Below are 22,869 nucleotides of genomic sequence, written 5' to 3' on the forward strand. Positions count from 1 at the left end.
CTAAATTATGATTCATCGCTCCAGCGATTTGGTCTTTCTATACTCTGTCGGGGTCATGCCGATTCGTCGGCGAAACACAGCGTGCAGATAAGTGGCGTTCGCGAAGCCTTCCGACTGGGCGATTTGCTCGATGGACAGATCACTCTCTTCCAGCCGGCTGCAGACCGCATTCAACCGGATCTCCTCCAACAATTTGCTGAAGGGCTTGTTCGCATCCATCTGCTGGAACGTTCGCTGCAGCTGTCTGGCGCTGATATTCAGCTTTTCCGCCACATTTTCCAAGGTCAAGTTTGCCGAAGAATTGGCTTCCATGTACTGAACCGCATATTGGTAACGGTATGTCATCATGTTCCGGATGGGCGCTTCGGCGGTGATAACGCCGGCATCGTAAGCCCTTACCGCCTTCATCAGAATACTGAGCACCAGTTGCTTTATCGAAGTGTAATATCCTGAGTACTTGCCATCGCACACCTGATAAGCTTCCAAGAAGCACGCCATCGCACCATGCTGGTCTTTCTTCGGCCGAAGCGGCAGACTGCACAGCTTCCCGATGCATTCCTCCGCTTCCGCCGCTTCCCACGGATCGCATTCCGTCCGCTCCCAAGGGATGATGTCGACATGCAGGCACAACTCGTCCATGGCTTCTTCCGAAGATGCAGCCTGATAGTGCATAACGCCAGGGCCGGTCAGATAGAACATCCCCTCCGACAGTGCATACGTCTGATCTTCAAGAATGACAAGCCCCTTCCCCCTCGGGATGAAATGGAACTCAAATTCGGAATGATTGTGAAAATCGATGATTCGTCCCGGCTCAAACGAAGTTAAATGAAACCGCAGCACTTTAATCTTGTAGTGGCCCCAGACGATCTGGATATCTAGCCGCTCCAACAAATCCTGCTTCTCAAACATCACTTCATACGGAAACGGCGGCTTCACCCTAGGACCGGTCATGGATGTTGAGCGCTTCCTTCCAAGGAAATCACGCGTCCTTCGCGGGCCGAAATATTAGCGGCTTCCATCAGACGGGTCAATTCCACCGCGATTTGCAAATTCGTACGGGCTGTCGTGCCGTTCTGGATATGGCCCACCCATTGATCGAAAGCGCTTTCCCGATGGCTTCGCAGCGGCCATTCCACCCAGCCTATTCCTCCACTCTCATCCTTGTTGGACTTCAGTAGAAGCTTCTCCTCCGGAGTTCCGAACAGCAGCGTGCCTTCCGTGCCGTGAATCTCGATCGTAAAAGGTGAATGACTGTTCACGAAGCCGGCTTCTACGACGCCAATTGCTCCTGAACCGGTAAACAACGTCACGATAGCGTTATCCTCCACTTCCTTGCCGGTCACATAGCCAAAGTTGGCACTGACACCGGTAACCTTCTCGCCGAGGAACAAGCTTGTTAAATACATCGGATGGCAGCCAAGATCGATCATCGCTCCGCCGCCGCACTGCTCTTTATTGTAAAAATGCTCAGGCAGCCATCCCGCCAGCGCCCCGTTATGGGCCAAACGCACTCTTGCGTATGTCACTTGGCCGAGCAGCCCTTTTTCCAAAATATCCTCAATCGCAAGCGTAGATCCCGCATTCAGCCTTGGGAGCGACACAGTAAGAGTAACCCCGTTCTCCTCCACGGCAGTCATGATTTCTTGAACCTCATCCGCCGTCGGCGCGATTACCTTTTCCGTGAAAATATGCTTACCCGCTTGCGCAGCTTTTAATATCACTTCTTTATGCCGGTTTGTTGGCGCATCCACGATCACAGCGTCCAGATTGGCCTGAGACAGCATGTCGTCGAGCGATTCGTAAAAAGGAACGCCCAGCTTCCCCGCCGCCGCTTCTCCCCGCACACGATCTTCATCCCACACAGCCGCCATTTCGGTATCCGGGTGCTCCAGCGCCTGTTCGGTATATTCCCAAGCATGAACATGCCAGAAGCTGATTTTGCCGATTCTTGTACTCATTTCATTGCCTCCTTCATCTGTATAAAATTCTGACATCTGTTGATTAAAGTAACACATTCATTGCGATTAATATAGTGAATTTATGCGACAACTATCTATATAAAATTACGACATTCAAAGAACACATGAGTCATAACTTTTACCACCACAATTCATCGGGCATCACTCATTTTAAAGTCAATTTTACCCACAAAAAAGCCTCCTTTCCGGCTAACGGATAGGAGGCACATACAAACAAAAAGATGTACTACTATACTAAAAGCATTCGCACTAATGATTCTTAAACTAAACCTTTCTTGCCGTACTCGGTTAAAAACTCAACAGTTTGCGGATCGTAGTGAGAGAAGAATGAACTTTCTCCGGTGTCGAGTGCTGCTATCTTGTTCAAATCCTCCTCTGTGAGTTCAAAATCAAAAACGTTGAAGTTTTCCTCCATACGATTTTTGTTGACCGTTTTTGGAATTACTACAACACCTCTTTGGATTAAGAAGCGTAGGGCTACTTGAGCCGTCGATTTGTTATATGTGGCGCCCACTTCTTGCAAGGTAGGGTTGATAAACAAATCATTCTTACCTTCAGCAAATGGGCCCCAGGATTCGATTTGCGTATTGTATTTCTTCATAATTTCATGTGCTTTTACCTGCTGATTGAAGACATGGGTTTCCACCTGGTTGACAGCCGGAACAACTTCACTAAACTGAACAAGGTCGATATACCGGTCCGGGTAGAAGTTACTGACACCGATCGCTTTAATTTTACCCGCTTTATAGAATTCTTCCATCGCACGGTACGTTCCATAATAGTCATTGAATGGTTGATGAATCAGGAGTAAATCTAAGTAGTCGAGTTGAAGTTTGTTTAGTGATTCCTCAATTGAAGCTTTTGCTTTTTCATATCCTGCATTGGATATCCAAACTTTAGTGGTGATAAAGAACTCTTCTCGGGATACTCCACTTTTCTTAATCGCTCGACCTACTGCTTCTTCATTTCCGTAAGCCTGCGCGGTATCAATGGAACGGTACCCTACGCTGATGGCGTCAAGTACACATCTTTCGCATTCCGCCTGATCAGGAATCTGGTAAACGCCATATCCTAAAATGGGCATTTTAATTCCGTTGTTCAAAGTTACATATTCCATTAGCTTAACCTCCTTATGTTTCTGATAGATCTTTTACTGTGCCCCCACTACAGGATGTGGGACATAAGGCTCTTCCAGAAATGCGATTTCGTCAGGGCTTAATTTCACCGTTAGAGCTCCAATAGCATCTTCAAGCTGTTCGACTTTAGTAGCCCCGATAATCGGAGCTGCAACCGCTTCCTTCTGTAACAGCCATGCGAGTGCGATATGAATACGCGGAACATTACGTTCTTTTGCTATGGATGCCACTCGTTCAACGATTACTCTATCCACATCTGCAGTCGCCTCATATTTGGATTTCTGTATTTGGTCGGTTTCTGATCTAAGCGTGGCTTCAGACCAATCACGGATCAGCCTTCCTGAGGCAAGAGGACTATAAGGAGTCACTGCAATTTTCTGATCTTTGCAAAGCGGCATCATTTCTCTTTCCTCTTCACGGTAGATGAGATTAAGATGATTTTGCATGGAAACAAATCGTGTCCAGCCATTTTTCTCAGCTACATGCAATGCCTTTTGAAATTGCCAAGCATACATGGCGGATGCACCGATATATCTGGCTTTTCCGGCCTTCACAACATCGTGCAAGGCTTCCATTGTTTCTTCAATAGGTGTGCTATAATCCCATCTGTGGATGATGTAAAGGTCCACATAATCGGTCCCCAGTCTTTTTAAGCTCTTATCGATTTCGCTCATAATGGATTTTCTGGATAGACCGGCACCATTAGGGCCATCATGCATGCGCCCCCAGACTTTCGTAGCCAGAACAATTTCATCCCTGTTCGCATATTCCTTTAAAGCTCTTCCGGTAATCTCTTCACTGGTTCCGCCTGCGTAGACATTCGCTGTATCAAAAAAGTTGATGCCGAGCTCAAGAGCCCTTTTAATAATCGTGCGGCTTCGAGCCTCATCAAGTACCCATTGATGACCTCCCGGCAACACCTCTCCAAAGCTCATGCAGCCAAGGCAAATTCTGGAGACGTCCATCCCCGTGTTTCCAAATTTGATATACTCCATTCATCAAACCTCCATTTCCACGAAAATATGAAGCTTAGGATTAACGAACATTATAAATTCTTTATGACTTTTGCCGGAACGCCGGCAACAACACTATTATCAGGAACATTTTTATTTACGACAGCCCCTGCCGCAACGACGGAATTGTCTCCGATCGTTACTCCAGGGAGAATTGTAGCGTTCGACCCAATCCAGACATTTTTGCCAATGGTAACTGGAGACGGGAAAGTTGTACTCCTAGTTTCTAAATCTAAACCGTGATTTAACGTAGCAATCGTGACATTCATACCGATCAACGAACCGTCTCCTATGACAATTCCGCCGCGATCCTGGAAGGAACACCCGGTATTCAGAAACACGTTTTTTCCAATTGTGATATTTTTGCCGAAATCGGTATAGAACGGCGGGAAACACATAAAAGACGGATCGACTTGACGACCTGTCAACTCACCAAAAATCGTTACTATTTCTTCTTGTGAATGGAAAGATGTGTTCAGAGCCATCGTGATCTTTTGAGCTTCAAAACTACACTGAACCAATAGTCGATGCAATTCTTTTTCTTCGCCCGAAATAGGATTTCCTTCTCTACAGTAATTAATAAAATCTATCATCTCCAAGAAAGATCATCCTTTCAAAATCACATCGTGCTGATATCAATCACGAATCTATATTTAACATTGGAGGCTAAAACGCGTTTATATGCTTCGTCGATCCGGTCGGCGGATATCACTTCAATCATAGGGACAATATCGTATTCTGCACAAAAATCAAGCATTTCTTGGGTCTCGCGAATGCCGCCGATCATGGAACCAGCAAATGAACGACGATGTCCGATCAGATTGATCGCGTACAGTGACAATGCTTCTGCAGGAGCCCCTACGTTTACCAGCGTACCGTCAAGCGCTAGCAGCCCTAAGTAAGCATCCATATTAATCTTTGCACTTACCGTATTTATTATTAGATCAAAGCTTCCGGCCAATTTCTCGAAAGTTTCCTGTTCGCTAGTGGCATAGTAGTGGTCTGCTCCTAGTTTTAGACCGTCTTCCTTTTTGTTCAGGGTCTGAGACAGAACGGTGACCTCGGCCCCCATCGCATATGCAATTTGGACTGCCATATGGCCAAGTCCGCCCATGCCGACAACAGCCACTTTTTTGCCCGGACCGGCTCCCCAGTGATGAAGCGGAGAATAAGTCGTAATCCCTGCGCAAAGTAACGGAGCCGCCGCGTCGAGACCTATAGAATCCGGAATTCTGACTACAAAATCCTCTGTTACGACAATATGGGTAGAGTATCCGCCTTGTGTAGGTTCGCCATATTTATCAACACCCGCGTAAGTTGGTATATTTCCTTTGAGGCAGTACTGTTCTTCCCCTTTTAGGCAATTCGCACACTCGCCGCAGGAGTCCACCATACATCCAACCCCTACTCGATCACCGATCTTGTATTTTGTAACATGAGGTCCGACTGCCGTAACAATTCCCGCAATCTCATGTCCAGGAACGAGAGGGTAATTCACTGGCCCCCATTCGCCATGGGCGGTGTGGATATCAGAATGGCAAATACCGGCATATTTAATTTCGATCAGAACATCCTGCGAATCCAGATCCCGCCGTTTAATCTCAGCAGCTCGGAACGACTGATCCGGACCGTCAACAGCACGTGCTTTAGCAATTATCATAATAGAAACCTCCTAGAATAAATGTTGTATCAAAAATGTACTAGAACCCTCTTGCAGAACTATGTTAATCCTTATAGTTAACTCTAAGTCAAGTGCTTGATTTAAATTTAGATTTGACGCTGTACATCATACAGTGATAAATTTTCATAGTATAGAGTTTGCTCTAAGTCTAAAACCAGGAGATACCACGATGAAAACATATTCGATCAGCGAAGTTGCAAAAGAATTGGATCTAACGACATTTACCTTACGTTACTATGATAAAGAAGGACTAATCCCCTTTGTAGAACGGACCTCCAGTGGAATACGGTTGTTTAAACAATCCGATATCGAAGCTTTGAAAATTATTGAATGTCTAAAATCCACAGGGATGCCGATCAAGGAAATAAAAAACTTTATTGATTGGTGTTCGGAGGGAGACGCCAGCTTACAACAAAGATATGAAATGTTCCTGGAAAGGAAAGCAGTCGTAGAAGCACAGATAGCTGATCTAAGAAAAACAATGGAAATAATCGATCATAAATGCTTTTACTACAAGACGGCCCTGGAAGCCGGCACGGAGAATATCCATAAAGACATTAACATTGGAAACACCCTTACTCACGAATAGAAAACCACCTGTAGTTCATATTGTTCGATATGAATTACAGGTGGTTTTGTTTTTTGTTTTATTTGTACTCGTTCTGCAACATCTATTTTAAATAATGCTCCAGAAGAGCTGTAACTGGTATTCCATTAATCCGCATTCCATCAAGTTGACAGTTTTGGATATCAACATCACTCAAATTGCAGTTTTCAAACTTCGCTGTACTTAGATCACTGTTGCGGAAAATGACCGGCTCTACATTTACCCAACCTTCGGTACCCGGCTCCCCGTCAAGATGGCTTTTTACAGCATCAGGCCGGCGGATATGTTCGAAGATCGTACCGCCCAACTGAGTTTCGTTGATGTGTACGTTTGAGAAGTAAATATGCTCCCAATTCGAGCCCACAAAATTCACATGCTTTAACCGGGCATTTCTCATATCGATCCCGTGGAGAACGGCATCCTGGAAGCTTACCATTCTGACATTCTCTCCCCGCAGATCCTGCAGTACATGTCCGCCCTTTTCATCGACGACTGTTTTATCTGTCAGGCGTTTATCCGCCAACCGCTTGCGAACCGGGAAATGCATCTCGAACACCGAGTTTCCATTATCCGCTCCAAGGTAGCTTTGATCATAACACTCAAATTCAAAATCATGAACAGCATCATATTCCGTCTGCTGCGGGAACCAATAACCATGGAAATAATCCCATACCTGACCAAGTCCATCGCTAGTTCCGCGATAAGTGATCACCACAAAGTCATGATCAGGAATAGATAGTTCCGTCAAGCCTTCCGGTACAGGAGTTTGAGACTCACCCTCCACTTCAACTGCTGCAACATAACTGAAATCTTGATGCGGTCCAAAAGGAGGTTCATATAGGTACAATCCAACCGTGCTTAGCGGCTGTCTAACATCCGTAATCTCCCCGATCCGCGGCATGAATTCCCCCCACATTTTCGGAATCGCCTGCTCCGGAATCGTCTGTTTACGATCAACGAACATTTTTACTCCGATAATTTTGCGGGTTCTCCCCTGTCGAATCTCCACATTGATGACTCCGGGATAGCGATCCGAAGCAAGAAACTTTGAATCTTCCTTAATCGGCGCGTAAATATCGTAATCAAAGTAGTTGATCTCGTCCGCCGGAATTTCGAAGGGATTTATCGGCTGAAGCCGGTTCATCTCATACCCGAAGGAACCTTCCTGCATGTCCCTCTCGTAAGGCCCTTGCTCAAACCATTTGAACAGATACCCGTAAGCTTGTTCCATGCGGGTCCGGTCTCCATCAACCCTCAGACGGGCAAAGCGTTTGGCGGGAATGGTGATCTGCTCAAGCTCATCCGGCAACCCGTCAAAATGCTCTACGGCCATGCCAACCCATAACGTGGTTACTTCCGAGGACCATTGCCATTCCGGAATAAAGACGTATCCATGCTCCCGGTCGGTTACTGCGGGGTGATGCTCCAGCAATGAAGCTACCTTCTTCCAGGCTTCGCGAACTTGATGGCCGTCCCTCGGAATACGCAGCACGGCCGCTTTCATTTCCGGCCTCTCTATGATTTCAACGTTCATTTCTCCATCTTCGAGCGCTTCCGGGAAATCATCGGCATGCTCACGAGATCCGTCGATCCCGCCGAAAGCCAAATGATACCCGTCCGGATCTTCGATTACGAATTCTTTCCATGGTCCTCCGTCCGCATAGACGACAGGCTCCATGGCGATAATGGCCCCTTTGGATTTGAATTCTTGATACAGGCTGTCCAATCCGGTCCAATTATCAACATATGCGGAGACATCGATGCCAATGGACGAACCGGGCTCTGGAGCGTTTGGAAATACCCGAGAAGGATCCGGTGCTTGATGAAGCTTGAGCGCCAGCCCGGTCAATCCGTCGCGCTCCGCCCACCAGTCGGTTACGTCGAAGCCAAGCACGTCACGGTAATAGGCTCTTGAGCGCTCTAAATCCGCTACGGATAACACGCTTAATGAACTGCTGATTTGCTTAGGCATCTTGTCCGATTCTCCTCTTTAATTCATTTGAGCAACCACAATTCGATTTCCATCGGGATCGATCAGGGAAAATTCACGCAGATCGGGGAAGTAGTTAGGCTCCCCTGCGAGTTGAAACCCATGATTTCGCACAAACTCAAGCGCGCCTTCGAAATCTTCCGTTTCAAAAAAGAATAGCTCCGTGAACGAGTCCTGGTTTAAATGGCGGTGTTGGTCCAGTAAAAGAGCGGCTCCGGAAGTAACCGGCACCGAGTAAATATTCTGTGATGCAGCCGCTTCATCCAACGGCACCCCGAGCAGGTCGGTATACCACTTCGCTGCTTCCGGCATATTTTTTACATCGACAAAAACTCCGCCGATCCTCGGAATGATTGGACTTTGTGCTGCAAACTCCGGACTGTCTTCTTGAACCGCAGTCCAGCAGGCCATATGACAATTGCCTTCAGGATCCCGGAAATTGAAGTACGCCATCGTTCCATTTCTTTCCGGTTCGAAACAGGTCTCCCCACTGTCCTGGATATAACGGTACGCTTGATCAATATCCCGAGCCGGGAACATCATCCGTGGCTTCATTCCCTCATTCCAGTCCGGGTTTTGGTGGTTGGCTGCATTAGAATCAAGAATTAAGTGCGTGCCTTGAAAATCGAACCAATATACAGGGCCTCCGTTCAAACGCTCTTCCTTGATTGGCAGTCCAAGTAAACTGCTGTACCACTCCGCTGATTTACGCAAATCCGTGACATGAACAAATACGCTGGCAACCCGGTTTTCAAGCGGAATCGACGAGGTCGTCGGGAATACGCTTTCATGATTAGACAAAGGAATTTCCTCCATTCGAATAAATGATGTGTTCCAATTCATAAATGAAATGATTTTAATATATTGAATTTGACACTTTCCATGAAATTCCTTCAACGGGTAGGAGTTCTACTATAAAAAAACAACGCGACCCCTTAAACGGCCGCGTTGTATCTATATCTACAATTAGAACACTTTTGTTGTCCAGGACTCACAGTTCCAAGTCTCCGTCACGACATCACGATAGAATTCCGGTTCGTGGGAGATGAGCAGAATGCTTCCCTTGTATGCTTTGAGCGCACGCTTCAGTTCGTCCTTGGCGTCTACATCCAAGTGGTTAGTAGGCTCGTCGAGTACGAGCAGATTGGATTCACGGTTGATGAGCTTGCAAAGACGTACCTTTGCCTTCTCGCCCCCGCTTAATACCGCAACTTTACTCTCGATATGCTTCGTAGTCAAACCGCATTTGGCAAGCGCCGCCCGTACTTCAAATTGCGTAAAGGATGGAAACTCGGTCCAAATTTCTTCGATGCAAGTATTGTAATTCGCTTCTTTCATTTCCTGCTCGAAATACCCAATCTCCAGGTTCTCACCCAGACGAACAGAGCCTTCCAAAGGCTGGATTTGACCCAAAATGCTGCGCAAGAGCGTTGTCTTACCGATTCCGTTTGCGCCGACGAGCGCGATCTTCTGACCGCGTTCCATACGGAGGCTCAGCGGGCGGGACAACGCCGAATCGTAACCGATGACCAAATCCGTCGTTTCAAAGATCATCTTCCCGGATGTTCTGCCGTCCTTGAAATTGAACTGCGGCTTCGGCTTTTCCTTGGCCAGTTCAATGACATCCATCTTATCGAGCTTCTTCTGTCTGGACATCGCCATGTTACGGGTAGCCACACTCGCCTTATTCCGGGCCACGAAGTCCTTCAGATCCGCGATTTCCTGCTGTTGACGTTTATAAGCGGATTCCAATTGCTGTTTCTTCGCTTCGTAAACCTGCTGGAAATAGTCGTAGTCGCCTACATAACGGTTCAGTTCCTGATTTTCCATGTGATAGATCAGGTTAATTACGCTATTAAGGAACGGAATATCATGCGAGATCAGAATGAAGGCATTCTCGTATTCCTGCAAATACCGTTTTAACCATTCGATATGCTGCTCGTCCAAATAGTTGGTGGGCTCATCGAGGAGCAGAATATCCGGCTTCTCAAGCAGCAGCTTCGCAAGCAGTACCTTCGTCCGCTGCCCGCCGCTCAAATCGTTGACGTCTTTATCGAGCCCTATATCAGTCAAACCCAAACCGCGTGCAGTTTCATCCACCTTGGAATCGATCAAATAGAAGTCTTGGTTCGTCAGCGTATCCTGGATCGTTCCCACATCCTCCAGCAGCTGCTCCAGTTCTTCCGGTGTTACATCGCCCATTTTGCCGTACATGTCGTTCATTTCCTGTTCCATATCGAACAAGTATTGGAAGGCGCCGCGCAGGACATCCCGAATCGTCATTCCTTTGCTAAGCACCGCATGCTGATCCAAGTAACCGACACGGGTACGTCTGGCCCATTCAACTTTTCCTTCATCCGGCTGAAGCTTGCCGGTAATGATGTTCATGAAGGTGGATTTCCCTTCACCGTTGGCACCGATCAGACCGATATGCTCCCCCTTAAGGAGACGGAAAGATACATCGTTAAAAATCGCACGGTCCCCAAAACCGTGGCTAAGTTTTTCTACATTTAATATACTCATGAATTTAACACCTTTTCTGTTTAGATATACTCGTCATATTATATATGTAATCCGCGGCATACAACAAGTCCTCAGCGACAGGAAATGTATAAAGGTTCAACAAAAATAGAAGCTCCCGTCCCTATGACCGGAGCTTTTACCTCTATCCCAAAGCCACATCGAGAATCATCATTAAAATAAAACCGAACATCAAGCTCATGGATGCCAGATCTTTATTGCCCTTTTCCTGTGAGCTTGGAATTACTTCTTCAACTACGACGAAGATCATGGCCCCAGCTGCAAAGCTTAACGCGTAAGGCAATAAAGGTTCGACAAAAGCAACGGCAAATGCCCCAATGACCGCGGCGATCGGTTCAACCATGCCTGAGAATTGTCCGTAGAAAAAGCTCTTTCTGCGCGACATTCCTTCGCCTCTCAGCGGCATGGACACGGCAACTCCCTCAGGAAAGTTCTGGATACCAATTCCGAGCGCCAAAGTCACGGCTCCGATGAGCGCCCCTTCGGTCCCGCCGTTAGCAAGGGCGCCAAAGGCAATCCCTACAGCCAAGCCCTCCGGAATATTATGAAGCGTGATGGCAAGCACCAGCAAGGTGCTTCGCTTTCTTTTATTCGGAAGTAAACCTTCCGCTTTGCCGATCGACGTATTCGGATGAAGGTGAGGTAATATTTTATCGATTCCCCAGATAAACACGCCGCCTAACAAAAATCCAAATGCTGCCGGAAACCAGGTACCGATGGCATTGTTCCCCGACATCTCAATGGCGGGAGCCAATAAGGACCAGTAACTGGCGGCAATCATGACCCCGCCGGCGAAACCCAACATGCTATCCAACAGTCGCTGGTTTAAGGTTTTTGTGGCAAACACGAGAGCGGCACCCAGCGCTGTCATTCCCCATGTAAACAAAGTTGCCAGTAAAGCTTGTAAGATCGGATTAAGATTCTGAAAAAAATCTAGCAATTGAACAACTCCTTTTGCCGAAAAGATGACGTAAGAAAAAATTGTTTCCCCCAGTAAACATCTTAGCTTATTCTGCAGAACCGTCAATTACTTAATTTACTTTTTTATGCGCCCACTTTACCATATTCGCTTTAGTATTGAGCTGTGCCTAGTAATTTTAAACTCCACAAATTGCCACAGTGCCAAATGTTGTGGGTTGCTCTCTCTCCTTTTTCAACATAAAATCAGTCAGGAAAGGAAGTGATTCGCAAATGAAAATTTTCCGTACGTTCATCATACTTATTATTGCAACATTTACAATAGGATTGTTCGGCGGCTCCACGCAAGCGGCAGCTCCGGGTAAATTAAATGTGGGCAGTAACGGCGGCGATGTATGGGATCTGCAATACAGGCTTAAAGCGCTTGGTTTATTCAACCTGGAGCTTACCGGTTATTACAGAACCTCCACCAAAAGCTCCGTACAAAATTTTCAGAAGACTTATGGACTGCAAGTTGACGGGGTAAGCGGTCCCCAAACCTGGCAGGCCTTAAAAAAATACTCACTGAATCAGAGTGAAATGGATATTCTGGCAAAAGTGATCTATAGCGAGGCGCGTGGAGAGTCTTACAAAGGACAGGTAGCTGTCGGTGCCGTCGTCTTGAATCGGCTCCAATCCGATCAATTCCCGGACACGATTAAGGATGTTGTTTTTCAGCCTCGTGCGTTCACGGCCGTGGATGACGGACAATACTATTTGACACCCGACAGAACGGCCTATCTGGCAGCACAGGATGCTGTACGAGGATGGGACCCGACGTATGGATCGCTATATTATTTTAATCCGGAAACCGCAACGAGCGAATGGATTTGGTCTCGTCCACAGAAGATCAAGATAGGTAATCATATATTTGCCGGCTAAAATACAAAGACAGGACCGCTGAACTGGCGATCCTGTCTTTATCTATATCTTTATCTTTGGTTTTATAACGATTCTTTAATGACCCGTTTATAGAACAGGACCGACAATAGTGCGAAGATCGAATACAAAGCCGTATACAGCAGCATTACCAAAATCATGGGCATCCATAATTCCGTACCGAAGAAGAACCATCCCGATTTTACTGCAAAATAACTGTGACTTAGCCCGACGATCAACGGAATACCGAAATTGAACAATTGCTTGAACTGAATTCCGCGTAGTAAATTCCCTTGTGTAAACCCGAGCTTCCGCAAGATCGTATAATTCGGCCGTTCCTCTTCCCCTTCATCCATTTGTTTGAAATACAGGATACAGCCCGAGGTGATCAGGAAGGTCAAGCCCAGAAAGGCAACGATAAACATGATCAAGCCCATATTGCTCTTCTGATTCATAACGAGCTGCGGCTGCGACAAATAGCCGGGTTTGTCCGCGAATCCCATCTCCGTGTAAAGCTCGTTTGCCTGTTGAAGCTTCGAGGAATCAACGATATCGATCCCAAGATACATCCGGCTTTCTCTCTGCAACTCCGGATTGAAATCTTTGGCGAGCCGCTCATAGACCGTCTGGTCCACGATGGCCGCCGACAAGCTGCCCGAATAATACCAGGACACTACACCTTCTTTATCCGTACCGATCAGATTTAGCTTCACCGAGTCGGTCTGTCCCTGGAGCTCGATTTCGCCTTTATCGCGTAGACCCATAAATTGAGTCAGGGCATCATTGGTGCCGGCAAACAGTGCCTCTCCCGGACTGACGTCCACTCCCTCAACGGTAGCATCGCTGACGATGGCCAGGGTCATGATGTTGTTGTCTTTTTTGCCTATATCGGAACTGATAATTTTAGAGGCGTCCATATCCACCATCGTGACTTCCCGCCGGGTTTCCTTGAACCCGATATTGTTCTTCTGAATCGCCTCGGTAAATTTCGCGGCATCGTCTTCATACAGGACGGAAAAGTGGTTCGGCACACTTTGCTCGGCTGACTTTTCCGCCGAATAGTAAGAAATATAGCTTAAGGACAACAATCCGATTGCCAGCGCCGAAACGGTTGTGATAATCGTTAGCAGCAAGGCGTTTGATTTCATGCGAAACATGATCGATGAGAGTGACAGCACCTCGCCCAGTGATAAATAACCGCCCTTGCTCTTTCGGATCACGTTGAAAATAAAGCTGACAGAGCCTTTGTAGAACAAGTATGTCCCGATAATGACGGAACCCAGAATCAGGATCATCGCCATAAACAGCTCGGTCATTTCCAAGAAATCCCCACTGAACAGCTTCGTTGATACGTAATACCCGTACAGAATAAGTCCGATTCCGAGTATACCCAAAATGATTTCGATCAGGGGCTTTCTCCGGACGTTATTCTCGGTAGTTGATACGACGCGGAATAAGGACAGAATACTCTGTCTCTTAATGAACGTGAAGTTCATAATCATAATAAGCAAGTAAATGGCCGCAAACACAATCACGGTTTGAATCAAAGCTTGAGTTGAAAAATTCAGGGAAGCTTGGGCTTCCACATCGATCACCTTGAACAGAACCATCAACAGCAGTCGCGAACAGGAGAATCCGATGAAGATCCCGATCAGCATCGAGCCGAAGTATAAGATCAGGTTTTCACTGCTCAGAATTCTGAATATTTTCCCTTTTGTTAATCCAATTAATTGAAACAGACCGATTTCTTTACTGCGTCGCTTAATAAAAATCGTGTTGGCATATAGAAGAAAAATAGCTACGATCGCTACGAGCAGGACGGATGCGGTACCAATGCCCGCGGCCCCCTTCACGGTATCTTTCATTTCATCCAGTGCCGGATCATATTGCAGAGTCACGAAGGCGAAATACAGAGCCACGCTAAAAATAAGCGCAAATACATACAGATAATAGTTTTTGATATTCTTCTTCAAATTACGGTAAATCAGGTAGTTGATATTCATCCCTGAACACCGCCCAATACGCCTTGAGTCTTGATAATGTCGTTAAAGAACGATTGTCTGGATTCTTCGCCCTTATTTAACTGGGTATAGATTTGACCGTCTTTAATAAAGACGACTCTGCTGCAATAACTCGCAGCACCCGGATCGTGCGTAACCATAACGATGGTCGATGAAATTTTCTGATTCAGATCGCTTAACTTGTTGAGCAGGTCTGAAGCGGATTTGGAGTCCAGTGCCCCTGTCGGCTCATCCGCAAAAATAATGCTCGGATCATGAATAAACGCACGGGCCGCCGAGGTCCGCTGTTTCTGTCCGCCGGATATTTCGTTCGGATATTTATCTTTAAGGTCAAAGATGCCGAGCTCGGTGGCCACCATTTGAAACTTTTGATCGGCTTCTTTTTTGGACACTTTCTTGATCGATAGCGGCAGCAGTACGTTTTCTTTAACCGTCAGCGTATCGAGCAGATTGTATTCTTGGAAAATAAAGCCCAAATGGTGCTTCCGGAATTCGGCCAATTCTCTTTCCTTTAGCCCCGTAAATTCCTTGCCTTCAATTTTGATGCTGCCGTTACTGACCTTGTCGATGGAAGACAACACGTTCAGAAGCGTCGTTTTCCCGGAGCCCGAAGCGCCCATGATGCTGACGAACTCCCCTTTTTCCACCTGAAGATCGATTCCCTTAAGTACTTCCTGTTTATTGAACTTGTTGCCATAGCTTTTATGAATTTTGCTAGCTTCCAAAATCGCCACTTTAATCACTCCTAAACTTATCTTTACCTCATGCATTTATCATAATGCCTAAGGCGGAACCTTTTCCCTCGATTCCCCGAACAAAGCACAAAAGCATGTGACATTGTTGTCACATGCCTGTCAGGCTCAGAAATTCATTCTTTTTCGGAAAATACAACGTGAAGACCGTGCCTTCACCCGGCTTGGATACAACGTCGATGCGAATCAGCAAGGAATCGGCGGCCTTTTGTGCCAGATACAGCCCCATTCCGGTAGCTGCGCTGTCCTTATGTAAGGTTGTCGAAGTAAAGCCTTTATCAAAAATACGGGGTAAATCCTTCGGGTCAATCCCACGTCCGTAATCTTGAATCCGAAGATACACCTGTCCGTCCTTAGCCCCGCTTTCGATTACAATATCCGAAGCATCACTGTATTTAACAGCATTCGTCAGCAGCTGCCGGATAATAAAACCCAACCATTTCACATCCGTGAGCACCTCCGCAGCGGGTAGGGAGACGTCGAAGCCGATGTTTTTTTGCAGACACCATGATTTCAGAGATATGATCTCGGTATAAATGATCGGTTCGAGAGCAGTCTGCTCAATAAACAAATCATTCTTGATAAAAGATATCCGTTTCTGGTGCAGTTGCTGGTCCAGCAGCAAATGAATCCGCAGCCACTCGTACATCATCTGCGATTTCAGAGTCTCGTCATCCAGCCGCTCGATCATTAACCTCAGCGTGGTCAGCGGGGTTTTAACTTCATGAATCCAGGACAGAAGGTCATCCTTCTCTTGTTCCAATTCGATCATATAGAGCGAGGCTTCCTTCTTGTACCGTTCCGTCTGCCGGGTGAGCACTTCCGTAGTTATTGTCTCGAACGGACTCTCCGGATCTGCGACGGAGGCTAGATCATACGTGTCGTCCCAGGATTCCAGGCTGGCGTAAAACCGGGTTTCCCGCGGATACCTGATCACCAGGAAAGCTATGAAGATTAGGAATGACAGAAAGACAATGTATAGAATCGGCATAAAAGGTATGGTGGCATCGATAGCGGCGACAAACAGAATGAGCAGCTGCAGGCACAGAAACAGCAGGATCCAGCTCAGTCGTTCCCTCAAATACTTCCCAATCACAGAGGAGCCGCCTCCTCCGTTGCCATATACCCCTGGCCAACCTTCGTTTCGATATAGGGATCCAATCCAAGGTTCTCCAGCTTTTTGCGGAGACGGTTGACGTTCACGGTCAGGGTGTTATCGCTGACGAAATGCTCGTTGTCCCATAAACTCTTGATCAGGTCTTCCCGGCTTACGATCTGGTTCTTCCGCTCGATGAGCAGTTTGAGGATGAACATCTCATTTTTGGTCAGTTCCACAGACCCCGCGCTACTCGTAATCGTATTCTTCACATATTCCACAGTTGCTCCGCGCCAGGTTCGCAGCTCAACGCGCTCCGTGTTGTAGTTATAAACCCGGCGGAGAGTCGCCTGAATTTTCGCGATCAGCACTTCAAAGTGAAACGGCTTCTGGATAAAATCATCCGCACCCAGCTGCATGGACATCACCATATCTGTCGGATGATCCCGGGACGACAGGAAAATAATCGGTACATTGGAATGCGAACGGATCATTCGGCACCAGTGAAAGCCGTCAAATTTGGGCAGTTGAATATCGATAATGACCAGATCCGGCCGCAATTCCGTAAATTCCTCGGTAACTTTACTGAAGTCCTGGACTCCATGCACGTCGTAGGACCACTGCGAGAGCCGTTCTTTTACCTCATGAAACAAGGTGATATCGTCTTCAATGAGCATGATTTTAAACAAGGCGGTCACCACACTTTATGTATTCATTATGTACAAATCAAGTTTATAGCAAATTTAAGTGATATGCCATCGATGCCAAAGCATGAGATTCAAACGCTCAGGTAACAATACCGTATGAATCGAAACTTAGGAGAGATGATATGGGAATTTTAAGTGGAAACCCAAAAAATGAACCTATGCATTATGGAGAGATCTTTGGCGTATGGGAAGCCTCCATGATGGCCAAAGGTATGGTTTCCTGTTACCAGGCCCCGTCGTTGAAGCGAGGGCGTTTATTTATCCTTCATTTCGCAATCCGAAATTTAGCCTCGATTATTCCCCGCCTTAACGGTCTCCGTCCTTTATTTTTTTCCGTATCCCTTTCACGCTAGACAATGTAGTTCCTCCTGGCAACGAAATAAAGTGGCTTTTGGAAATACCGATCCGCTGCGATGTATATATGCCCGTGTGCCCGGAAAATAGGTAGCTTACGATACTGGCTATAAATAAGTAAATAGCTGCTTCAGAGCCAAAAAGTTCAATCCCCATCAAAAAGCAGGCAATAGGCGTGTTGGTCGCACCGCTAAATACCGCGATAAAACCCAGTCCCGCCAGAAAGGGAGCATATAAATGAAGGAACCCGGAGAGCGCGTTCCCGAGCGTAGCTCCGATCGCAAATAAAGGCGTAACCTCGCCTCCTTGGAATCCGGCGCCCAGCGTCAGAGACGTAAAGATCAGCTTAAATAAAAATGCGAATGGGGACACGTTTTCCGTAAAGGAGCTTTGGATTAACGGAATTCCCAACCCAAGGTAGTCACGACTCCCGATCATATATACAAGTCCAATGATGATAAATCCCCCGACAGCACTTTTTAGCATGGGATTCTTAAATAGCCGGGTGTACCATTTCTTCAAAAAATGAGTTAATTCACTAAACAAAATACTCGTTAGCCCAAACAAGATCGATGCAAACACAACCTTGAGCACTACGAGCCAATCCAAGGAGGGAACCTCTCCGATGGAATAGTGAAGATGCGAGACGCCCCAGAACGAAGAGGTAACCAGATTGCCGACAAAACTCGCTACGAATGCGGGGATGAGCGCCTCGTGGCTGATCAGGCCGATAGCCAGCACTTCAAGACCAAACACCGTGCCGGCCAATGGCGTCCCGAATATCGATCCGAATCCGCCGCTGATTCCGCAGATCAACAGGATTTTTCGGTCGACAGGTCCGACGCGCAGCAGCTTCCCGAACCATTCGGCCAAACTTCCGCCCATTTGTACTGCCGTTCCCTCCCGGCCGGCGGAGCCGCCGAGCAAATGGGTGACCAACGTACCAAACAGGACCAGCGGCGCCATCCGAAGCGGTATCGTCTCCTGTCCGTCGTTAATCTGCTCCAGAATGAGATTGTTCCCCTTGGAACTGTTTTTACCGAACTTCCAATACAGATAACTGACCAATGCTCCGCCTGCAGGCAAGAGAAATAAGAGCCATGAATGTTCTAAACGAAGATTAGTTACGGCATCCAGGCTTTTTAAGAATAACGCGGAAGCCGTACCGGTAAGAATCCCTACCCCGCTCCCTAGAATAATCCACTTGAGCAGCGTACCGGCCAGTGCCAGCAGAGTCCACTTTTCGGACCATTTGGCCCAGGCTTGTCTAAATTCGTTCATCTCTTTCTCTCTTCCTCTCCGATCGTAATGGAACAAAAAAACAGACTCCTACCAGGGAAGTGTTGCAAATTCTCTGGTAGGAGTCATCAGCTTCACAGCGGTTATGGCGAACTCCATCGCCTATAAAGGATATAAGCATTTTAATATAACGGGAAATATCAGCCAACTTCATTTCGTACTATTCCCGGTTAATTAAGTATTGACTCTTTAGCAGGGCAAATATTACGGCATCCACGAATTGATCCTTTTCATAGAAGCACTGCTTTAAATAGCCCTCTTCATGAAAGCCCGTTTTCTCAAGCAGATATCGGGACCGGATATTGTCCGGGTCGATGAAGGCTTCAATCCGGTTAAGACCGAGATCTTCGAACCCGAAGCGCAAAATTTCTTGAAGCACCTCGGTCATGACGCCTTGGCGCCAATAAGAAGGATTCAACTCGTAACCGATCTCTGCTTTATAATGCTCCTTGGCCCAATTGTGATATCCGCAAGTCCCGATTACCTTGTTGTCGGGCTTGACCGTGATGGCCCAACGGAATCCCTTGTTTTCCAAGTATCGGCTGTTCCAGGATTGGATCAGGTCCTCCGCCTGACGTAACTCCACAAAACTGTCCAAATCATAGTACTTGGTTACTTCATCATTAGAGAAATAATGAAACAAATCGCCGGCATCCGCGGAGGTCAGCTTACGTAATATGAATCTTTCCGTCTCCAATTGAGGGAACAGCTGCATGGCGTTCGGTCCTTTCGTACTGAAATAGTACTCTATATTATAGGCGAAAGGCCGAAGCAGTGAAAGGGTTTTCTAGTAACTTACGATTCTGACACGACGGTAAAGCGCTGATTGAGATGACGGGGATGCTCGATTTCGTCTACAACGGCTACAGCAAAGTCCTCGTAACTGACATAACTTTCCCCTTTGCTATTGACCAGCAGTTGGTCTTTTCCGGTTTGATAAGATCCCGTACGTTTACCAAGCGCGAAGTTTGCCGAAGGGCTCAGGAACGTCCAGTTTACGCCTTCGGTTCCAAGCAGTATGTCCAGATTCTTGCCTTGATTTGAAGCCGTCGGCAGAAATAGGGCGGGGAAATCCGGCGTATCCATGACCCGAACCGTCTTTGCCTCGTCCACATACAAACTTCCCGCACCGCCAACTACGATCAATCGGGTAGCCTTCGCCCCCTTCAAGGCTTCAATGAGGACATTGCCGGCATCGACATGCAGCTGCTCCTGGCCGAAAGGAGCGGCAAACGCGTTCACTACTACATCAAACTGCTGCAAGTCCTCTGCCTTCAAATCGAAAATATCCTTTTCCACGACGGAAACATGCTTGTTATCCAGTTTGGAGGCATTCCGCACAATGGCGGTCACTTCATGACCCCGTTTTAATGCTTCCTCCACTATTCTGCTTCCTGCCTTACCTGTTGCTCCAATGACTGCGATATTTGCCATGATTTATTCTCCCTTCTCATTCTTAGTTACTGTAATTTTCATCCCGATTCCGAAGGGATCACTCAATGAGATGTCATTCCCGTCGGATTGACGCTCAAATGCCGTCCCTTCAGCGGTGAGCCGCTGCTCAATCTCAAGCAAGGCGTCCCGGTCAGGTACATTTATCGTAAAATAACGAAGACCGACGGCATCTTCAGGGGTAGGAGGAGCACCGGCGCCGGCCCACAGGTTCAAGCCGATATGATGGTGATAGCCTCCCGCGGATATGAACAGCGCGGCACTGCCGTATCGGGCGATCACGTCGAAGCCGAGTACATCGCAATAAAAATGCTTGGCGGCTTGTAAATCCCCGACATGAAAATGCACATGTCCGATTTTGGTTTCCGGCGGCAATCCGTTCCACTCCGCACCTTCCGAAACGGCCAGCAGCCCGTCGATATCCACCGGATCGGTGGTCATCAAAATTTCGCCTTGCTCATTTTTTTGCCAAGTATCCCGTGGACGGTCCGCATACACCTCGATACCGTTGCCGTCGGGATCGTTCAAGTAGAGAGCTTCGCTGACCAAATGATCGCCTTGACCCAGCGGGATCTTGTGGTAGGCCATATTGCGCAGTGCAGCTCCAAGACTAATACGATCGGGAACCAGAATGGCAAAATGGTATAATCCCGACACGGAGCGTTCCGGCATCCGGTGGAATTGATTGTTTTCCTCCAGGATAAGTAACGGAGTATGTCCATCAGCGGTAAGCTCGGCGACAGCGCCGTCCCTCTTCAATAGACGGAAGCCGATGACTTCCTCATAGAAGCGGAGCGAAATCTCCATATTCGTAATTTTCAAGCGCACGGCGCCAATTACAGTTTCCGGATGAATAGATGTGGGCACGACCTCATCCTCCTTAGTTTCATAAAATTATAATCAAACAGCATATTTTATTTTGAATCGCGTCCGTGTAACTTAAGTGGTTACAGCGCGTCGATGTAACTAGTATAGTTACAGTTAAGAATCCTGTCAACCATGAGCAGCTTCCGCCTATATAAAAAAATGCCCCTAAAAGGGGCATTTTAAATCAATCATTTTGATTATTCACATTTGGTGTCCGTCTCCTGAATCGAATTTACGATATCCTGAAGCGTTACCCGCTCTAAAGTTAATTCCAATGCCGCCTGGGCCGAAGAGAAAATCGGTTCGATCGAGGATTGAATATTACGGCCGACCGGACATTTCGGATTTGGCTTATCATGAATAGAAAATAACGCGTCCTCTTCCACAACTTGAACTGCGCGATATATATCCAGCAGAGTAATCTCCGATACCGGCCGGAGCAGCTTCGTTCCGGCAACACCGGAGCGGACCTTCACCATCCCCGCCTTATTCAGCATGCCCATAATCCGGCGGATGACCACCGGGTTTGTATTTACGCTGTCAGCGATATACTCTGAGGTATTGACGCCATCCTTGTTCAGTTCAAGCAGGGACAAGACATGAATGGCAACGGAAAAACGCGAACTGATCGTCATGGCTATCCCTCCCTTATCTCACTGTAACAATAATAGTTACACAAAGGGGGAAATGTCAACGTCAATTGCCACAGCATCGCTGCCGAACGTCTCTTAACGTTCGAACAAATTACCGAGGCCTCCAAGCAGGCTGCCTTCGTCTTTGCCTCCGACACGCGCTGCGGAAAGAACACGGTCAGCCAAACGGCTGAACGGAAGCGATTGTACCCATACCTTGCCGGGTCCGCGCAGCGTTGCGAAGAACAGGCCTTCTCCTCCGAACAATGCGGATTTCACGCCTTTGACCATTTCGATGTTGTAATCGACCGAAGCGGTCATAGCCACTAGACAGCCGGTATCCAGGCGAAGCACTTCGCCCGGCGCAAGATCGCGTTCGATGACCAGACCGCCGGAATGCACGAATGCAAGACCGTCGCCCTCAATTTTTTGCATAATGAATCCTTCCCCGCCAAAAAATCCGGTTCCAAGCCGGCGCTGGAACTCGATACCGACCGACACGCCTTTGGCTGCGCAAAGGAAGGAGTCCTTCTGGCAAATAATTTTACCGCCGAGCATTTGCAGGTCCAGCGGAACGATTTTCCCGGGATAAGGAGAAGCGAACGTCACGCTTTGCCGCCCATATCCGGCATTCGTGAATACCGTCATAAACAGCCCTTCACCTGTAATCAGGCGTTTGCCGGCCCCCATCAATTTGCCCATTAAGCCGCCGCCTTGATTGCTTCCGTCGCCAAAGATCGTCTCCATCCGGATATCCGGATCCATCATCATGAAGCTCCCGGCTTCCGCTACGACGCTCTCCCCTTGATCAAGCGCGACCTCCACGCACTGCATTTCCTCGCCGATAATCCGATAATCGATTTCATGAGCATTCATTCAGTTCCGCCTCCAATAATAATTAATCAT

At 47.4% G+C, this 22,869-nt stretch carries 22 protein-coding genes, 1 pseudogene and 1 riboswitch; of the genes and pseudogenes, 3 read left to right on the plus strand and 20 right to left on the minus strand.

Annotation, left to right across the window (positions count from 1 at the left end; translation table 11 throughout):
- Positions 1-12: 12 nt before the first annotated feature.
- The 6 genes from KB559_RS04615 to KB559_RS04640 form a co-directional block, all read right to left on the minus strand.
- On the minus strand, positions 13-951 hold the full coding sequence (locus KB559_RS04615; protein ID WP_211020539.1) for an AraC family transcriptional regulator: 939 nt from the start codon (positions 949-951) through the stop codon (positions 13-15).
- Positions 948-1,958, minus strand: coding sequence for a Gfo/Idh/MocA family protein (locus tag KB559_RS04620; RefSeq protein WP_211020540.1), 1,011 nt, complete (start codon positions 1,956-1,958; stop codon positions 948-950). Before KB559_RS04620 ends, KB559_RS04615 begins: the two co-directional genes overlap by 4 nt.
- A 280-nt stretch (positions 1,959-2,238) precedes the next feature.
- Positions 2,239-3,096: an aldo/keto reductase gene (locus tag KB559_RS04625; RefSeq protein WP_211020541.1), complete on the minus strand. Its 858-nt coding sequence runs from the start codon at positions 3,094-3,096 to the stop codon at positions 2,239-2,241.
- A gap of 33 nt (positions 3,097-3,129) precedes the next feature.
- Complete coding sequence (locus KB559_RS04630) at positions 3,130-4,110, minus strand: aldo/keto reductase (protein ID WP_211020542.1); 981 nt, start codon at positions 4,108-4,110, stop codon at positions 3,130-3,132.
- Positions 4,111-4,160: 50 nt separating this feature from the next.
- Entirely contained in the window at positions 4,161-4,727 is a 567-nt protein-coding gene (locus KB559_RS04635) for a sugar O-acetyltransferase (protein WP_211020543.1), read from the minus strand.
- 20 nt (positions 4,728-4,747) lie between these two features.
- The gene (locus KB559_RS04640) at positions 4,748-5,788 is read right to left on the minus strand and encodes an NAD(P)-dependent alcohol dehydrogenase (protein WP_211020544.1); all 1,041 of its coding nucleotides are present in this window, start codon (positions 5,786-5,788) and stop codon (positions 4,748-4,750) included.
- Positions 5,789-5,978: 190 nt separating this feature from the next.
- Between KB559_RS04640 and KB559_RS04645 the strand changes: the two genes are divergently transcribed.
- The gene (locus KB559_RS04645; RefSeq protein ID WP_211020545.1) at positions 5,979-6,398 is read left to right on the plus strand and encodes a MerR family transcriptional regulator; all 420 of its coding nucleotides are present in this window, start codon (positions 5,979-5,981) and stop codon (positions 6,396-6,398) included.
- Positions 6,399-6,480: 82 nt separating this feature from the next.
- On the opposite strand, the gene KB559_RS04650 is transcribed toward KB559_RS04645, so the two are convergent.
- From KB559_RS04650 to KB559_RS04665, 4 genes are all read right to left on the minus strand, one after another.
- A complete protein-coding gene (locus KB559_RS04650) occupies positions 6,481-8,388 on the minus strand; it encodes an effector binding domain-containing protein (RefSeq protein ID WP_211020546.1) in 1,908 nt (635 codons plus the stop codon).
- Between the two features lie 18 nt (positions 8,389-8,406).
- Positions 8,407-9,207, minus strand: coding sequence for a VOC family protein (locus KB559_RS04655; protein ID WP_211020547.1), 801 nt, complete (start codon positions 9,205-9,207; stop codon positions 8,407-8,409).
- 165 nt (positions 9,208-9,372) lie between these two features.
- Positions 9,373-10,929, minus strand: coding sequence for an ABC-F family ATP-binding cassette domain-containing protein (locus KB559_RS04660; RefSeq protein WP_211020548.1), 1,557 nt, complete (start codon positions 10,927-10,929; stop codon positions 9,373-9,375).
- A 142-nt stretch (positions 10,930-11,071) separates the two neighbouring features.
- Positions 11,072-11,887 carry a ZIP family metal transporter gene (locus KB559_RS04665; protein ID WP_211020549.1) on the minus strand — a complete coding sequence of 272 codons (816 nt, stop codon included), beginning with the start codon at positions 11,885-11,887 and terminating at the stop codon, positions 11,072-11,074.
- A gap of 251 nt (positions 11,888-12,138) precedes the next feature.
- On the opposite strand from KB559_RS04665, the gene sleB reads away from it, so the two are divergent.
- Positions 12,139-12,786 carry a spore cortex-lytic enzyme gene (gene sleB, locus KB559_RS04670; RefSeq protein ID WP_211020550.1) on the plus strand — a complete coding sequence of 216 codons (648 nt, stop codon included), beginning with the start codon at positions 12,139-12,141 and terminating at the stop codon, positions 12,784-12,786.
- A 62-nt stretch (positions 12,787-12,848) separates the two neighbouring features.
- On the opposite strand, the gene KB559_RS04675 is transcribed toward sleB, so the two are convergent.
- From KB559_RS04675 to KB559_RS04690, 4 genes are all read right to left on the minus strand, one after another.
- Positions 12,849-14,786: an FtsX-like permease family protein gene (locus KB559_RS04675; RefSeq protein WP_211020551.1), complete on the minus strand. Its 1,938-nt coding sequence runs from the start codon at positions 14,784-14,786 to the stop codon at positions 12,849-12,851.
- Positions 14,783-15,538: an ABC transporter ATP-binding protein gene (locus KB559_RS04680; protein ID WP_211020552.1), complete on the minus strand. Its 756-nt coding sequence runs from the start codon at positions 15,536-15,538 to the stop codon at positions 14,783-14,785. The genes KB559_RS04675 and KB559_RS04680 overlap by 4 nt, the downstream gene beginning before the upstream one ends.
- 109 nt (positions 15,539-15,647) lie before the next feature.
- Complete coding sequence (locus KB559_RS04685) at positions 15,648-16,652, minus strand: sensor histidine kinase (RefSeq protein ID WP_211020553.1); 1,005 nt, start codon at positions 16,650-16,652, stop codon at positions 15,648-15,650.
- The gene (locus KB559_RS04690) at positions 16,649-17,341 is read right to left on the minus strand and encodes a response regulator transcription factor (protein WP_211020554.1); all 693 of its coding nucleotides are present in this window, start codon (positions 17,339-17,341) and stop codon (positions 16,649-16,651) included. The genes KB559_RS04685 and KB559_RS04690 overlap by 4 nt, the downstream gene beginning before the upstream one ends.
- Positions 17,342-17,481: 140 nt before the next feature.
- Between KB559_RS04690 and KB559_RS25560 the strand changes: the two are divergent.
- A pseudogene (locus tag KB559_RS25560) lies at positions 17,482-17,592 on the plus strand (DUF3231 family protein); the annotation flags it as partial.
- 73 nt (positions 17,593-17,665) lie between these two features.
- Here KB559_RS25560 and KB559_RS04695 read toward each other — a convergent pair.
- The 6 genes from KB559_RS04695 to KB559_RS04720 form a co-directional block, all read right to left on the minus strand.
- Entirely contained in the window at positions 17,666-18,994 is a 1,329-nt protein-coding gene (locus KB559_RS04695) for a voltage-gated chloride channel family protein (protein WP_211020555.1), read from the minus strand.
- A gap of 70 nt (positions 18,995-19,064) precedes the next feature.
- Positions 19,065-19,124, minus strand: a riboswitch (Fluoride riboswitch).
- A gap of 48 nt (positions 19,125-19,172) precedes the next feature.
- Positions 19,173-19,727 carry a GNAT family N-acetyltransferase gene (locus KB559_RS04700; RefSeq protein ID WP_211020556.1) on the minus strand — a complete coding sequence of 185 codons (555 nt, stop codon included), beginning with the start codon at positions 19,725-19,727 and terminating at the stop codon, positions 19,173-19,175.
- Between the two features lie 80 nt (positions 19,728-19,807).
- Positions 19,808-20,446: an NAD(P)-dependent oxidoreductase gene (locus tag KB559_RS04705; protein WP_211020557.1), complete on the minus strand. Its 639-nt coding sequence runs from the start codon at positions 20,444-20,446 to the stop codon at positions 19,808-19,810.
- A 3-nt stretch (positions 20,447-20,449) separates the two neighbouring features.
- A complete protein-coding gene (locus KB559_RS04710) occupies positions 20,450-21,331 on the minus strand; it encodes a VOC family protein (protein WP_211020558.1) in 882 nt (293 codons plus the stop codon).
- A gap of 197 nt (positions 21,332-21,528) precedes the next feature.
- Complete coding sequence (locus KB559_RS04715) at positions 21,529-21,966, minus strand: Rrf2 family transcriptional regulator (protein WP_211020559.1); 438 nt, start codon at positions 21,964-21,966, stop codon at positions 21,529-21,531.
- Between the two features lie 93 nt (positions 21,967-22,059).
- Positions 22,060-22,839 (minus strand): TIGR00266 family protein, encoded by a 780-nt coding sequence (locus KB559_RS04720; RefSeq protein ID WP_211020560.1) that lies wholly within the window; start codon positions 22,837-22,839, stop codon positions 22,060-22,062.
- Between the last annotated feature and the right edge of the window lie 30 nt (positions 22,840-22,869).

It is taken from the genome of Paenibacillus sp. Marseille-P2973 (assembly GCF_018101095.1).
Classification (GTDB): Bacteria; Bacillota; Bacilli; order Paenibacillales; family Paenibacillaceae; genus Fontibacillus; species Fontibacillus vini.

Excerpts from the sequence above, each read along its gene's own strand:
- KB559_RS04615 (WP_211020539.1), bottom strand. The coding sequence starts at position 951 with ATGACCGGTCCTAGGGTGAAGCCGCCGTTTCCGTATGAAGTGATGTTT.
- KB559_RS04620 (WP_211020540.1), bottom strand. The coding sequence starts at position 1,958 with ATGAGTACAAGAATCGGCAAAATCAGCTTCTGGCATGTTCATGCTTGG.
- KB559_RS04625 (WP_211020541.1), bottom strand. The coding sequence starts at position 3,096 with ATGGAATATGTAACTTTGAACAACGGAATTAAAATGCCCATTTTAGGA.
- KB559_RS04630 (WP_211020542.1), bottom strand. The coding sequence starts at position 4,110 with ATGGAGTATATCAAATTTGGAAACACGGGGATGGACGTCTCCAGAATT.
- KB559_RS04640 (WP_211020544.1), bottom strand. The coding sequence starts at position 5,788 with ATGATAATTGCTAAAGCACGTGCTGTTGACGGTCCGGATCAGTCGTTC.
- KB559_RS04645 (WP_211020545.1), top strand. The coding sequence starts at position 5,979 with ATGAAAACATATTCGATCAGCGAAGTTGCAAAAGAATTGGATCTAACG.
- KB559_RS04650 (WP_211020546.1), bottom strand. The coding sequence starts at position 8,388 with ATGCCTAAGCAAATCAGCAGTTCATTAAGCGTGTTATCCGTAGCGGAT.
- KB559_RS04660 (WP_211020548.1), bottom strand. The coding sequence starts at position 10,929 with ATGAGTATATTAAATGTAGAAAAACTTAGCCACGGTTTTGGGGACCGT.
- sleB (WP_211020550.1), top strand. The coding sequence starts at position 12,139 with ATGAAAATTTTCCGTACGTTCATCATACTTATTATTGCAACATTTACA.
- KB559_RS04675 (WP_211020551.1), bottom strand. The coding sequence starts at position 14,786 with ATGAATATCAACTACCTGATTTACCGTAATTTGAAGAAGAATATCAAA.
- KB559_RS04695 (WP_211020555.1), bottom strand. The coding sequence starts at position 18,994 with ATGAACGAATTTAGACAAGCCTGGGCCAAATGGTCCGAAAAGTGGACT.
- KB559_RS04700 (WP_211020556.1), bottom strand. The coding sequence starts at position 19,727 with ATGCAGCTGTTCCCTCAATTGGAGACGGAAAGATTCATATTACGTAAG.
- KB559_RS04705 (WP_211020557.1), bottom strand. The coding sequence starts at position 20,446 with ATGGCAAATATCGCAGTCATTGGAGCAACAGGTAAGGCAGGAAGCAGA.
- KB559_RS04715 (WP_211020559.1), bottom strand. The coding sequence starts at position 21,966 with ATGACGATCAGTTCGCGTTTTTCCGTTGCCATTCATGTCTTGTCCCTG.
- KB559_RS04720 (WP_211020560.1), bottom strand. The coding sequence starts at position 22,839 with ATGAATGCTCATGAAATCGATTATCGGATTATCGGCGAGGAAATGCAG.